The organism is Pasteurella sp. XG20 (assembly GCF_018968665.1).
GTDB lineage: Bacteria > Pseudomonadota > Gammaproteobacteria > Enterobacterales > Pasteurellaceae > Pasteurella > Pasteurella multocida.
On the sequence record NZ_CP076656.1, the window covers coordinates 112,289 to 126,167 of the forward strand.

15 protein-coding genes are annotated in these 13,879 nt (G+C 43.0%); 9 read left to right on the plus strand and 6 right to left on the minus strand.

Annotation, left to right across the window (positions count from 1 at the left end; all coding sequences use genetic code 11):
- The first annotated feature begins 49 nt into the window (after nt 1-49).
- Nucleotides 50-1,453: an envelope stress sensor histidine kinase CpxA gene (gene cpxA, locus KPF51_RS00475; RefSeq protein ID WP_005724970.1), complete on the plus strand. Its 1,404-nt coding sequence runs from the start codon at nt 50-52 to the stop codon at nt 1,451-1,453.
- Between the two features lie 54 nt (nt 1,454-1,507).
- Here cpxA and KPF51_RS00480 read toward each other — a convergent pair whose 3' ends face one another.
- The gene (locus KPF51_RS00480) at nt 1,508-2,215 is read right to left on the minus strand and encodes a 7-cyano-7-deazaguanine/7-aminomethyl-7-deazaguanine transporter (RefSeq protein ID WP_005719344.1); all 708 of its coding nucleotides are present in this window, start codon (nt 2,213-2,215) and stop codon (nt 1,508-1,510) included.
- Nucleotides 2,216-2,403: 188 nt separating this feature from the next.
- On the opposite strand from KPF51_RS00480, the gene KPF51_RS00485 reads away from it, so the two are divergent.
- The 3 genes from KPF51_RS00485 (at nt 2,404) to KPF51_RS00495 (ending at nt 5,485) form a co-directional block, all read left to right on the plus strand.
- Nucleotides 2,404-2,874, plus strand: coding sequence for a DMT family transporter (locus KPF51_RS00485; RefSeq protein WP_005724973.1), 471 nt, complete (start codon nt 2,404-2,406; stop codon nt 2,872-2,874).
- Nucleotides 2,875-2,958: 84 nt separating this feature from the next.
- A complete protein-coding gene (locus KPF51_RS00490; RefSeq protein ID WP_005724975.1) occupies nt 2,959-3,171 on the plus strand; it encodes a heavy-metal-associated domain-containing protein in 213 nt (70 codons plus the stop codon).
- A gap of 139 nt (nt 3,172-3,310) precedes the next feature.
- Nucleotides 3,311-5,485 carry a cation-translocating P-type ATPase gene (locus KPF51_RS00495; RefSeq protein ID WP_061406261.1) on the plus strand — a complete coding sequence of 725 codons (2,175 nt, stop codon included), beginning with the start codon at nt 3,311-3,313 and terminating at the stop codon, nt 5,483-5,485.
- 142 nt (nt 5,486-5,627) lie between these two features.
- Here the strand turns inward: KPF51_RS00495 and folA are convergent, their stop codons facing one another.
- Genes folA through KPF51_RS00510 form a run of 3 tightly spaced genes read right to left on the minus strand, consistent with a single transcriptional unit; the run spans nt 5,628 to nt 7,410 of the window.
- Nucleotides 5,628-6,122, minus strand: coding sequence for a type 3 dihydrofolate reductase (gene folA / locus KPF51_RS00500; protein ID WP_005724979.1), 495 nt, complete (start codon nt 6,120-6,122; stop codon nt 5,628-5,630).
- 36 nt (nt 6,123-6,158) lie between these two features.
- A complete protein-coding gene (locus KPF51_RS00505) occupies nt 6,159-6,620 on the minus strand; it encodes a threonine/serine exporter family protein (RefSeq protein ID WP_005724981.1) in 462 nt (153 codons plus the stop codon).
- Nucleotide 6,621: 1 nt separating this feature from the next.
- On the minus strand, nt 6,622-7,410 hold the full coding sequence (locus KPF51_RS00510) for a threonine/serine exporter ThrE family protein (protein WP_005724982.1): 789 nt from the start codon (nt 7,408-7,410) through the stop codon (nt 6,622-6,624).
- 165 nt (nt 7,411-7,575) lie between these two features.
- On the opposite strand from KPF51_RS00510, the gene proB reads away from it, so the two are divergent.
- Nucleotides 7,576-8,679: a glutamate 5-kinase gene (proB, locus tag KPF51_RS00515; RefSeq protein WP_005724984.1), complete on the plus strand. Its 1,104-nt coding sequence runs from the start codon at nt 7,576-7,578 to the stop codon at nt 8,677-8,679.
- 23 nt (nt 8,680-8,702) lie between these two features.
- Nucleotides 8,703-9,026 carry a hypothetical protein gene (locus KPF51_RS00520; protein WP_014391510.1) on the plus strand — a complete coding sequence of 108 codons (324 nt, stop codon included), beginning with the start codon at nt 8,703-8,705 and terminating at the stop codon, nt 9,024-9,026.
- Between the two features lie 60 nt (nt 9,027-9,086).
- On the opposite strand, the gene KPF51_RS00525 is transcribed toward KPF51_RS00520, so the two are convergent.
- Together KPF51_RS00525 and asd are read right to left on the minus strand one after the other, a co-directional pair.
- Nucleotides 9,087-9,719 (minus strand): FKBP-type peptidyl-prolyl cis-trans isomerase, encoded by a 633-nt coding sequence (locus KPF51_RS00525; RefSeq protein ID WP_005724987.1) that lies wholly within the window; start codon nt 9,717-9,719, stop codon nt 9,087-9,089.
- 24 nt (nt 9,720-9,743) lie between these two features.
- Nucleotides 9,744-10,631, minus strand: a complete 888-nt coding sequence (gene asd, locus KPF51_RS00530) for an archaetidylserine decarboxylase (RefSeq protein WP_005755522.1) — start codon at nt 10,629-10,631, stop codon at nt 9,744-9,746.
- Nucleotides 10,632-10,772: 141 nt separating this feature from the next.
- Between asd and bioA the strand changes: the two genes are divergently transcribed.
- Genes bioA through KPF51_RS00545 form a run of 3 tightly spaced genes read left to right on the plus strand, consistent with a single transcriptional unit; the run spans nt 10,773 to nt 13,878 of the window.
- Nucleotides 10,773-12,074 carry an adenosylmethionine--8-amino-7-oxononanoate transaminase gene (gene bioA, locus KPF51_RS00535; RefSeq protein WP_211599550.1) on the plus strand — a complete coding sequence of 434 codons (1,302 nt, stop codon included), beginning with the start codon at nt 10,773-10,775 and terminating at the stop codon, nt 12,072-12,074.
- On the plus strand, nt 12,071-13,234 hold the full coding sequence (gene bioF / locus KPF51_RS00540) for an 8-amino-7-oxononanoate synthase (protein WP_005724990.1): 1,164 nt from the start codon (nt 12,071-12,073) through the stop codon (nt 13,232-13,234). Before bioA ends, bioF begins: the two co-directional genes overlap by 4 nt.
- Nucleotides 13,231-13,878: a pimeloyl-ACP methyl esterase BioG family protein gene (locus KPF51_RS00545; protein WP_005724992.1), complete on the plus strand. Its 648-nt coding sequence runs from the start codon at nt 13,231-13,233 to the stop codon at nt 13,876-13,878. Before bioF ends, KPF51_RS00545 begins: the two co-directional genes overlap by 4 nt.
- Nucleotide 13,879 lies beyond the last annotated feature (1 nt).

Genomic DNA, 13,879 nt, shown 5'->3' on the forward strand with positions numbered 1-13,879 from the left:
ATGATAAAGGCTATTATCATGCATAATAGCCTTGTGTTTGAGGGCAACTATGCCATTTGCGAAAGAAAGTTTTTTTAATACTATTTCATTCCGAATTTTTGCTTTTTTCTGGTTAACGTTTTCGCTACTTTCCATTCTGATTTTTTCTATCCCTTATTTTGATTCTCGCATTTATTCTGAATTAAGCGAGAAAGAGCTATCTGCTTATCAGCAAGAAATTATCACTTCTATTCGTCATAACCAAATTGCACGTATTTTAGCTGGTGTGCCTCTCTCTCACGCAGAACGGTTTGACGGTATTCGCCCTGTGTTAGTCGATGATGTTGATGACAGCAGTATTTTAGGGGCGACGGCGACAGAAATCCCTTTATTAACTCAATTTATGTTTTCTTCTTCAGATCCCACAAGACCTTTGAAAAAAGTGTTTGGGGATGTACGTATCGTTGGTCCTTTTTCAATACATTTAGGCGGGGAAGCAAATAAATCTTATACACTTTATTTTATTGATAGAGTGAATGCGCAGAAGGAAATTATGAGCTTTGTCTTTGCTAACCCCGCTTTATTAGTCGGTTTGATTATTTTGGTGTCAACCCCGTTATTGTGGTGGCTTGCGCGCAGTATTGGTAAACCTATTCGAAACTTGCAAATGTCGGCAAAGGCAGTCGCTTTAGGGGACTTTAAAATTAATAAAGATCTTGAAACCAAAGGCTCGTTAGAATTACGTCAAGTAGGGCAAAGTTTTAACCAAATGACGGAGTCTTTGGAAGAATTACTCTCGAGCCAACAAGTGTTACTGTCTTCGATTTCTCATGAATTACGTACACCACTGACCCGTTTGCAATTAGCCTTGGCGTTATTACGCCGTAGGTTTGGAGAAGATAATACCGAAATTCATCGTATTGAAATTGAGGCACGCCGTTTAGATAAAATGATTAACGATCTTTTATTGTTATCAAGACAGCAGTTGCATAGTCATGTTTCTCGTGAGATTTTTCCGATTAATGAATTATGGGAGGAGGTGCTTGATGATGCAATATTTGAGGCAGAACACCGTAAATTGAATTTTGTTGTAAGACAAAATATTACTCAGCCTGCCCGATACTATGTGAATGGTAATAAAGCACTTTTGGTCAGTGCGATCGAAAATATTGTTCGAAATGCATTGAAATATACCCAAAGTGAAATCAGGGTGTCGATTTTCTTAAAACGTCAAGAATTGATGATTGTGATTGATGATAATGGTCACGGCTTAGATGAGGCAGAATACGAGAAAATTTTCCAGCCGTTTTACCGTGTAGATGAAACCAGAACCCGCGAAACCGGAGGAACGGGATTAGGTTTAGCCATTGTTGCTAACGTCGTTAAAGAGCATCACGGTGCGGTGTGGGCAAATGCTAGTCAGCTTGGGGGACTTTGTGTCACTTTATGTATTCCGCTTTGGATTACCAGTTAAATTTAGCATGTTAGAAAAATGCCACAATCGTTGTGGCATTTTTTATACTCCAAGTTAAGCAACTTGTGGCTGTGCATTGAGCGCTTGGATTTTACGTAAAATAAAATTGAGCACCACACCGTAAGCTGGTACAAATAAGATGATGCCAACAAACAGTTTAAATAAATAATCCACAAAGCCTAATGCCGCCCAATGTTCCGCCATAAACGGGTCACTGCTGGCATAAAATGCGATTGCAAAGAAGAGGAATGTGTCTGCCATGGAACCAAAAATCATGGAACTACTTGGGGCAATCCACCAAGTTTTTAATTGGCGTAAACGGTTAAAGACTAACACGTCTAAGAGTTGACCAAAAACATAAGCAAAGAAACTGGCAACCGCAATACGGAAGACAAAAGTATTAAAATGCGCTAATGCATTTAGACCTTGATATTGTGTATCTTGGAACAGGGTAGAAATCACATAACTTATCACTAATGCAGGGATCATGACCACAAAAATAATCCAGCGTGCTTCTTTTGCACCAAAAATACGTACAGTTAAGTCAGTGGCTAAGAAAATAAAAGGAAAGGTCAATGTGCCCCAAGTACTGTGAAAACTAAAATCTTCACGTGTACCGAGTTGACTCAGTGGAAGCGTGATTTCAAAGGGAATCTGTACCAAATAGTTACTGGCGGCGATAATCAGAATATGAAAAAAGCTCAAGAGGATTAACGCACGACGTGTTTGTTGATCATTAAAGATCGAAAATGTATTTTTCATTGTTGCACCTTTTTAATTGAAATTTGGGGTGAGGGAACCCAATACAGAAAATTGATTGTCTTTCGCCATTGGCGAGGGGCTGATCATACGGATTTCACAGCAGAATGCAAGTTTGTTTACTGATTAAACGTTTGCACTCCCCTATAATCTCGTTACAATAAGACACATTTTGATTTTTTAGGTGAGTTATGTTTGTTTTTTATACTATTATTGCATTGGTAGCGGGGGTTGCCTTAGCTTCTCAAGCGGCGATAAATTCACAGCTTGCCAAAGCCATGGGCAATGAGCCTTTGGTTGCTACTTTTATTTCTTTTGGGACAGGTACCTTATTATTGCTGGTGATTTCGTTATTAAAAACGGATTTAATTGGTCATCTTTCTAGCGCAACACAACATGCTTGGTGGAAATATATTGGCGGTGCGTTAGGCGCATTAGTCGTCTTTACCACGATTTTACTTTCTCCCAAAATGGGCATTACCAATATGTTGTTTTTTATTATTGTGGGTCAATTAATTGCGGCGATGGTGATTGACCATTATGGTCTGATTCATATGCCAGTGCGCGAAGTGAACTTGTTCAAGTTTATTGGGATAGTGATTGTTGGTATTGGGTTAATTATTTTTTTCTTTGGTGATAAATTCATGAAACTTTTTCAATAACATTGCTGTGTAAGCACAGTGTGGTCATTGTTAAAGCCGTTTTGTTATTCAATTTGCTAACATAAAAACAAGGAGGAAGACCTCATGCAAACTGTGACACTGAATATTGAGGGGATGCACTGTGGTGGTTGTGTCAAAACCGTAGAGCGCGTATTGAATGGGTTAGACGGCGTAACACAAGTGGACGTGAATTTAGAGCACGCTTGTGCCACAATTCAATATGACACCAATCGCGTGTCCATTGCTCAATTAATTGATGTGGTGGAAAATGCAGGTTTTGATGTACAACCTATTTAACCATTGATGTGATGGCGTTTCAGGGTGAGCTTAGCTCACCTTTGCTATTTGCGTTGCATGAGAGCACGCAAGTGAACGTTTTACTCGGTCCTTTTTATTATTCTTATTGAAAAACGACCGCACTGTTAGAGGAGCGGATATGCAACAAAAAATCACCCTGCACATTCAGGGCATGACCTGTCAGGCTTGTGCTAGCCGTATTGAAAAAGTCTTAAATAAAAAACCTTATATTCAACAAGCTGCAGTCAATTTTGCTAGTGAGCAAGCACAAGTCAGTTTTGATAACAGTGAACATTCTCCACAAGATATTTTGCAGCTTATTGAAAACGTAGGTTTTACAGGGAGCTTGCAATCAGAACAAGCGCCTCCTCTTGTGGAACCTAACTTACCTTCGTGGCGTTTATGGCTGTTATTACTGATTAATCTTCCGTTTATGTTTGGTATGATCGGTATGTTGCTAGGGCAGCACCACTGGATGCTCGCGCCAGAGTGGCAATTTGTCCTTGCTAGCATTGTGCAGTTTGGCTTAGCGATCCCTTTTTATAAAAGTGCATGGGGCAGTTTAAAAAGTGGCTTAGCCAATATGGATGTGTTGGTGAGTTTGGGGACGCTCAGTATCTACTTTTATTCCGTATTTATGCTGTTTACTGCCTATGGACATACTCATGAGGGCATGCCACATGTGTATTTTGAAGCCAGTGTCATGGTGCTTGGTTTTGTCAGTTTAGGCAAATTCTTAGAAGAACGCACCAAAAAACACAGCCTTAATAGTTTAGGATTACTGGTTAAACTTACTCCGCAACAAGTGAATGTACAGCGTGATGGACAATGGCAGACGTTGCCTTTGGATCAGGTTCAAATCGGTGATCTGTTACGAGTGAAGCAAGGGGAGCGAATCGCGGCGGATGGTATCGTGCAAAGTGGTACAGGTTGGAGCGATGAAAGCCATTTAACCGGCGAGTTTAAGCCTGAAATGAAAAAAGTTGGTAGCCAAGTGCTAGCGGGCGCCATGCTGAGTGACGGGTCATTAGTTTACCAAGCACAGCAACTCGGTAGCCAGACGTTATTGGGCGATATGATGAATGCGTTATCTGAAGCACAGGGGACGAAAGCGCCAATTGCGCGTTTTGCGGATAAAGTGGCAGCAGTATTTGTACCAACGGTGGTGGTTATTGCCTTACTGACCTTTGCCTTTACTTATTGGATTAAACAAGATTGGGTGAGTGCATTAATGCATGCTGTCGCGGTGTTAGTGATTGCGTGTCCTTGTGCGTTAGGTTTAGCTACGCCCGCTGCAATTATGGTGGGCATGGGCAATGCGGTCAAACATGGGATCTGGTTTAAAGATGCGGCAGCGATGGAAGAATCAGCTCGTGTGAATACAGTGGTGTTAGATAAAACGGGAACGTTAACGCAAGGAAAACCGCAAATTGCCGCTTGTTGGTTGGTGGAAAATAGTCCTTATACCGAGCAAGATGTTTATCGTTTGGCGGCCTCTGTCGAGCAACATGCCAGCCACCCTTTAGCCAAAGCGATTGTTCAGCACGCGCAAGAGAAGGGAATTGATTTGTTGCATGCAGAGCAAATTCAAACCGCACTTGGTGCTGGGATACAAGCCGAAGTGGAAGGGATTGGGCACGTGAAAGTCGGCAAAGCTGATTATTGTCATTTCACGTTACCGGCTTTAGCCGATCCGATTTGGCAGCTGGCAAGTATTGTGGCAGTCGCGGTCAATGATCAGCCCATTGGGGCATTTGCGATTGCGGATAAGCTAAAGCCTGATTCTATTGAGGGAATCAAGCGTCTGCAAGCCGCGCAGATTGAGGTATATATCATGAGTGGTGATCAGCAAAGTGCTGTGCAATATCTTGCTGATCAGCTTGGGATTAAGCATGCCTATGGTAACCTTTCACCACGAGATAAAGCGAACAAAATTGTGCAATTACAAGCAGAAGGCAACGTCGTCGCCATGGTCGGAGATGGTATTAATGACGCCCCAGCATTAGCCCGTGCTAACGTGAGTTTTGCCATGAAAAATGGAGCGGATGTGGCAGAACATACGGCGTCTGCGACATTAATGCAACAATCTGTTAATCAAATGGTGGACGGTTTACTTCTCGCGCAGGCAACCTTAAAAAATATTAAACAAAATTTGTTTTTTGCCTTTATTTATAATGTGTTAGGTATTCCTATTGCGGCATGGGGGTTATTAAATCCGATTATTGCGGGGGCTGCGATGGCATTGAGCTCCGTGTCAGTATTAATGAATGCATTACGTTTGAAACAAGTAAAATTCAATCGTGACATGTCATGACATTACAATTGGGGGATAACACTTTTTTACTATCGACCGCACTTTGCTGAGATTTTTTTGTGAGGATCCGCTGGATAAATGAAGAAAAGGGCGCTTGCTTAATGTTTGCGCCCTTTACATCGTTCTTATTTAACGTGTTACGTCATTCATTTTTAGTTTTACGCGATAAAATTAAAAAGCGACAGTCATAAGGATTTTTTTCATCGGCTTGGCGCCATGCTTCATATTCAATTTGCCAGTCTTGCCATACAATTTCAGGAAAGAAGGTATCGCCTTCTAATTCTGTTTGGATTTCAGTGAGATAGAGCTTGTCGGCTTTATGTAAATATTGCTTAAATAATTCGCCCCCGCCAATCAACAGGATTTCAGGTGAATCTTTGACAAAATCCACCGCACTTTCAAGGCTGTTTTGCCAAATCACGCCCTCATGTAGATATGGTTGACGAGAAAGCACTAAATTAGTACGTTTTGGTAATGGACGCCCAATGCTTTCAAAGGTTTTTCGTCCCATAATCACCGGTTTACCCGTGGTATTCTGGCGAAACCACGCTAAATCGGCAGGCAGATGCCAAGGCATTTGATTGTCTTTACCAATGACATGGTTTTTCGTCATAGCGACGATAAGGCTAAAGGTCATAGTGAGTTCCTGACAGGCAAACTAAAGGTGTGTTTACTATACCACAGGTTTTTGCCGATAGAACAGTAAACCCGGCAATGCGAGTCCGAAAACTAATGCACCGAGAATAAATCCAGTTTTAATAAAATAATCGATCATTTGTGCAGTGAGCGCATGGGACCAACCTTGATTATGTAATTGCACTACCGCAATCATGGCTTTATAGGCATAGACACCGGGGATCATGGGAATAATGGCTGCAACAGTAAACACTTTCGGGTGTGCTAAATAACGATGGGATAAATGCACACCGATAAAACCAATTAAGGCGGCGCCGCAAAAGGTGGCAAACACCAAGGGGAGTTCATAATGGACTAATAAAGTGCGAAGTCCATGTCCTAACGCGCCTAAGCCCGCGCAGTATTTCAAGGCTTTTGGGGGCACATTAAAGACTAAGGCAAAGCCGACTGCGGGAATCGCAGCAAAAAACATATCATCCAGTAAATTTAACATTAACATTTTATTTCCCCCATGCCGTGATACCCAATAAACTCAGCGCAAATACAATGCCTAAGCATGCCCCAAATGTGAGGATCGTCGCGAGTGCCCAACGGGCAATCCCCATATTGATATGCCCTTTTAAAATATCGGCGAGTGCATTGATCAGTGGAAAGCCGGGAACGAGCAATAATACGCTGGATGCCAAGGCAATTTGGGGCTGATTGCCGATGTTATATTTCAACGCGATACCCGCAATTAGCGAGGCGACAAAGGCGGTCACCGCAAATACAATTAAGGGGTTATAGTGTCTTGCGGCAAGTGATTGGCGAACATACATGGCGAGTGTTGCGGCGAGAAATGTAACCAATGAAACTAGTGCGTCCCCACCAGATAAATGAGCAAAACTGGCACAGGATAAGCCAATCATCAACATCACAAAATAGCGATTGTATTTAAGCGGTTTAATACGAGCCAGTTTGACATGCACTTGTTGCATATCATAGATTTTACGTTCTGCTGTAATCACAATACGTTGCACTTCGGTAACCACTTGCATATTAATTCCTTTGTCTTGGTTTTTACGGACTGTCGTGATGCAATGGTCTTGGGCTAATGTAGTAAGAATAATGGCATTTGGCGTGAGGGCACATTCTACGCTATCTACACCGAGGGCTAAGCCTAAGCGATGTGCCATTTGCACAACGATGGCACTTTCTGCACCATGTTGTAATAAGAGTTGGGCAACTTGAACACAAAGGCGAGTGATTTCTCGTTGCCGCTCCGTTTCTTGTGAAGAGGTTGAGGTCATAATCGGGTTCCTAGCTGAAAAATCAAGAAGCTTTATTATATGCCTTTTAGTGAGAAAAAATTTGTGCTAAATCATAGAAAATAGCAAGTAAACGAGATGATTTTTCTGATGATTAATGGTAAGTTAGCTTCAATTTTGTTCGACAAAAATAAGAAGATAGAGAAGATGAAAATCGACAAAACACTCGTTGTAAAATTTGGAACCAGTACGCTTACGCAAGGATCAGCGAAGTTAAATTTACCTCATATGATGGATATTGTGCGTCAGCTCGCACAGCTTCATCAAGCGGGCTTTCGTTTAGTGATTGTCACCTCAGGGGCGATTGCGGCAGGTCGTCATTATTTAAATCACCCGCAATTGCCACCGACGATTGCCTCGAAACAATTATTGGCTGCAGTGGGACAAAGTCAGCTCATTCAAACGTGGGAAAAATTGTTTGCCATTTATGATATTCATATTGGGCAGATTTTATTGACCCGTGCTGACATTGAAGATCGTGAACGTTTTTTAAATGCCAGAGATACTTTGCGCGCCTTATTAGATAATCAGATTATTCCAGTGATTAATGAAAATGACGCTGTCGCTACGTCAGAAATTAAAGTAGGCGATAACGATAATTTATCCGCGTTAGTGGCGATTTTAGTGCAAGCAGAACAGTTGTATTTGCTTACTGATCAGCAAGGTTTGTTTGATCGTGATCCGCGCAAACATCCAGACGCCAAATTGATCGCCGACGTGGACAAAATTACCGATCATATTCGCGCGATTGCGGGCGGAAGTGGCACCTCGTTAGGCACAGGCGGCATGTCCACCAAAATCAGTGCCGCGGATGTGGCAACCCGCTCCGGCATTGAAACCATTATTGCACCGGGTAATCGTCCGAATGTGATTGTGGACTTAGCTTATGGGCAAGCCATTGGCACCAAATTTAGTGTACAAGCAGATCGCTTAGAAAGTCGTAAACAATGGCTATATGCGGCGCCGTCAGCCGGTATTATTACCATTGATGCAGGGGCGGAAAACGCGATGTTAATGCAACATAAATCGTTATTGCCTGCTGGGATTGTGAACGTGGAAGGACGCTTTTCACGCGGTGAAGTGGTAAAAATTCGTACTCAGCAAGGCAAGGATGTCGCCTTAGGGATGCCACGTTATAACAGCGATGCACTCCATTTAATTCAAGGCAAACATTCGCAAGATATTGAACAGGTTCTCGGTTATGAATATGGGGCGGTTGCGGTACACCGCGACGATATGATTGTGTTATAAATCAGAAAAAGAAAGGTAACAAGATGAATTGGAAAGCAGTATTGATATTCAGTGTACTAGGTTCGCTGGTGAGCTGTGCTTCATACTCTGAACATGCGGTGCAACGTATTGAGGCAGGCAAATCTTTTGCAGTGACAGGGAATACAAAACGGATTAATACCATGGCATGTCAAGATAATGATGATTGGTATTTGGACGGTTATCGTGTGGGAAAATCGTTTCGAGAGCACCAACAAAAAATGTTGAGTCAACGAACGGCTTACTGTGAAGAACAAACGGGCAAGGCTGTGCCGGACAAGTTCCGCCATTCGTGGAACAGTGGCTATCAGCAAGGCTTGAAACGATAAACAATAGAAAAGAAAAAAGTGCGGAAAATGACCGCACTTTTTTATGTCTAGCGTTTAGCTTTAAAGAATGGCTAATAATTCGACTTCAAACACTAAGGTACTGAATGGCGGAATGGATGCACCGGCACCACGTTCGCCATAAGCGAGGTTGTGAGGAATGGTTAAACGCCATTTTGAACCCACTGGCATCATGGACAAGGCTTCAATCCAACCAGCGATCACGCCATTTACTGGGAATTCTGCAGGTTGACCACGTTTTACTGAGCTGTCAAAGACGGTACCGTCGATTAATGTCCCAGTGTAATGCACACGCACTTTGTCTTCGCGTGCCGGAATTTGCCCTTCACCAGCCACTAACACTTCATACTGTAAACCAGATTCCGTAGTATTTACCCCCGCTTTTTGCGCGTTTTCAGCTAAAAATTGTGCACCAACGGCTTCAATTTCTTTGAATTTCGCTTGTTGTGCTTCAGTGGCTTGTTGTTGCAAAGTCTGTAGGGCATGACTCACTTCATTTAACTCAAGTGCTGGTGGATTTTGATTTAACACATCAAAGATCCCTTTTGCGACGGCTTCGGCGCTCACTTCAAGTTGGCTTTCTAATAATTGTTGACCGATTTGTAAACCGATACCGTAGCTTCCTTTTGCTGAAAGGCTTTCTAATGACACTTGGTCGAAAAATTGTTGACTCATTGTTTTTCCTATTGTGGTTAAAAATTATTTTTGGTGGGCAAGAATTTCACCCATACGTACTGGACTATCCACTTGTAAATGAGATGCCAGTTGCACACGATCTTTTTCAAATAAATTGATTACCGTCGAGCCTAATTGGAACGCGCCCATTTCTTGTCCTTTCGTTAATTTGACCGCACTTGCTCCTTCATAGGTCCAGGTGGTGATTTTTTCTGGACGAGGCGGGTTGATCACGCCTGCCCACACGGTGCTCATACTCGCGGTAATGGTTGCGCCGACTAAAATTTGGACCATTTTACCAAATTCGGTATCGAATACGCAGATCACGCGCTCATTACGTGCAAATAAGTTTGGCACGTGTTCGGCTAAAAATGGATTGACTGAGAATAAGTCACCAGGCACATAAATCATTTTGCATAAAGTGGCATCACAAGGCATATGCACACGGTGGTAATCGCGTGGCGAGAGGTAGGTGGTGGCAAATTCGCCATCTTTAAAATGATGAGCGAGCGCCTCGTCGCCAGCTAACAAATCGTTCAAGCTGAAATAATGTCCTTTGGCTTGTAGCAATAAATCCTGCTCAATGTGTCCTAACTGACTAATACGACCATCTGCCGGTAAACAAAGTGCGGTAGGATTTTGATTAATTGGACGGGCATTGTCCGCTAATGGACGGATAAAAAATTCATTAAAGCTCGCATAGTCGCTGAAATTTGGTTTTGCAGCTTCACTCATATCCACATGGTATTTTTTCGCGAATAATTTAATCACAAAATGTGTGACAGCACCCCATTGCTGTTTTGCAAACCAGCCTGCGAGACGTGTTAAATAAAGTTGTGGCATCACATATTGAAAGGCAATTTTAATCCGTTGCCAGTAACTCAGTTGTGCTTTTTTTTCTAATATATTCATAGTGATAAATCATCTTTTTAAGTTAGAATAATGGGCTTGAAAAGCCGAATGCTTGGCGATTATAACAAGTTATTCCGTTTATGTAAGTATTTGCGTGAATTTACGCCAGTTGAAAGGGCGATTCACAACCGAGGTGAAACGATGAATGAGCAGCAACTTTTAGAATGTGATCGACAACATATTTGGCACCCTTATGCGGCGTTAAATGCGGATTTTCCCTTATTTGCAGTAGAATGTGCCGAAGGCGTGTATATCCAGTTAAAAAACGGTCAGCAATTGATTGATGGCATGTCATCGTGGTGGTCAGCGATTCATGGCTATAATCACCCCCGTTTAAACCACGCTGCCACGCAACAACTGAGTCAAATGAGTCATGTGATGTTTGGTGGATTAACGCACCAACCAGCGGTAGAACTGGCGCAGCAACTGGTCAACATCTTGCCGGAAAGTTTGGATAAAATTTTCTTTGCCGACAGTGGTTCGGTCGCCGTGGAAGTGGCGATGAAAATGGCAGTGCAATATCAACATGCTAAAGGCGAAACACAGCGCTATAAATTTGCTACGATTCGTTCGGGCTATCATGGTGATACCTGGCATGCGATGTCCGTGTGTGATCCCGTGACCGGCATGCACAGCTTATTTGCCAAAGGGCTACCCGTGCAATATTTTTTACCGCAACCCCCGGTAAAATTTGGGCAAGCTTGGCAACCCGAAGCGATGCAACCGTTACAGGATTTATTGGCACAACATGGTGATGAGATTGCGGGTTTAATTTTAGAACCGGTAGTGCAAGGGGCGGGCGGTATGTATTTTTATTCCCCTGAGTATTTAGTGCAAGCAAAAGCCTTGTGCGAACAGTACGGCATTTTGCTGATTTTTGATGAAATTGCCACAGGATTTGGGCGCACAGGCAAATTATTTGCTTGTGAACATGCCAATGTCGTGCCGGATGTGATGTGTATCGGTAAAGCTTTAACGGGGGGGTATTTAACCCTATCCGCTACCATTACCAACCAAGCGGTAGCAGACGTGATTTGTTCTGGCGAGGCAAAATGTTTTATGCACGGTCCGACGTTTATGGCAAATCCACTGGCGTGTGCGGTAGCAGCAGAAAGTATCAAATTGTTATTGGCAAGCCCTTGGCAACAACGTATTCAACAGATTGAACAGCAATTACGTCAAGAATTGCGCCAAGCGGAAGCCTTAGATTGTGTTGCTGAAGTGAGAGTACTTGGGGCGATTGGGGTGATTGAAATGAAAGCGCCTGTCAATATGGCAAGTTTACAACCACGCTTTGTGCAAAATGGTGTTTGGGTGCGTCCATTTGGCAAATTAGTGTATTTGATGCCACCGTATATCATCTCATCGGATCAATTGTCTCAATTAATTCATGGCACAATTCGCACCCTTCAAGAAGAGTATGCACATAAGGAATCTCTATGATCAGGTATTATCAGCAGCAGTTAGCTGATTTAAAGGCGCAGAATCAATTTCGCCAACTGCCCCAACTCATTCACCGAGGGCGTTTTATTCAACGTGAGGACAATACGATGCTGAATATGTCCTCCAATGATTATTTAGGTTTAGCCAATAACGAAGCCTTGCGTCAGGCGTTTTTCACGCAATACCAAGATCAACTCCCTGCATTGACTTCTTCTTCCTCCCGTTTATTAACAGGCTCTTTTCCGATTTATGATGAGCTAGAAAGCTTAATGGCGCAGGCATTTGGACGAGAAACTGCCTTGCTATTTAATAGCGGTTATCATGCTAATATTGGGATTTTGCCTGCTTTAGCGGACAAAAAAACGCTGATTGTGGCGGATAAACTAGTACATGCCAGTATGATTGATGGCATTCGCTTGGCACAATGTGAGTTTGTGCGTTTTCGTCATCATGATTACGCCCACCTTGAACAAATTTTGCAAAAAAATGACCGCACTTTTGAGCGGATTATCGTGGTCACGGAATCCGTGTTTAGTATGGATGGTGACTGTGCAGACCTCACCCAGTTGGTCGCATTAAAACAGCGCTATCCGCAAGTGATGTTATATGTAGATGAAGCCCATGCGATAGGCGTATTGGGGGAGAAGGGGCTAGGGTTAGCAGAACAACAAGGCTGTATCAACCAAATTGATATTTTGGTCGGCACGTTTGGCAAGGCGTTGGGCTCTATGGGGGCTTATGTGATTTGCGATCAAGTGATCCGAGATTATTTGGTTAATAAAATGCGCCCATTGATTTTTTCCACGGCACTTCCGCCGTTTAATGTGGCATGGACACATTTTGTCTTTCAACAATTACCACATTTGCAAGCCGAGCGCGCACATCTTGCTCAGCTTAGTCAACATTTACGCCAAGCGATTGTCGACATTTTTCAAGTCCCGATGCCAAGTGAAAGTTGTATCGTACCTTATATTTTGGGCGACAACGAACTGACAGTAAGAACAGCGCAACGTTTGCAACAACAAGGCTATTATTGCTTACCGATTCGCCCGCCGACAGTCCCAAAAGGTACCTCTCGTATTCGTTTTTCACTGACTGCAGATATGCAAGTGGCGGAAGTGGAACAATTTATTGCTTGTTTACAGGAGCTTGCTGAATGAAAACACAACATATTTCACAGCAAGGCGACAATCTGATCGTCTATTTTGCAGGGTGGGGCACACCACCGAGCGTGGTCGAGCACCTGATTCTGCCGGAAAATTATGATTTATGCCTTTGCTATGATTATCGAGATCTGCATTGCGATATTGATTTTTCCGCTTATCAACATATTCGCGTGGTGGCATGGTCAATGGGCGTGTGGGTAGCGGAGCGTGTGATGCAAGGTTATCCACTGCTATCTGCTACGGCGATCAATGGCACGGGCTTGCCTTGTGATGACCAATATGGTATTCCCGAAGCCATTTTTGCTGGCACGTTATCTGGTTTAAATGAAGATAATCGGACTAAATTTGAACGTCGTATTTGTGGTTCAAAAACGCTGTTAAGGGATTATCAGCACTATTCCATGCGTCCCACATTACAGGAAATTCATGCTGAACTGACCGCACTTTATACCTTTTTACAACAAGATCGCCGCACAGATTTAATCTCGTGGAGCAAGGCGATTGTCGGCTCAAAAGATAAAATTTTCCCTGCACAAAACCAGCGGGCTTATTGGCAGGATCGTTGTGCAATAACGGAAATCGCAGGGGAGCATTTGTTGTTTCCTCACTTCACCCATTGGGAAACTTGTTGGTTGTAGC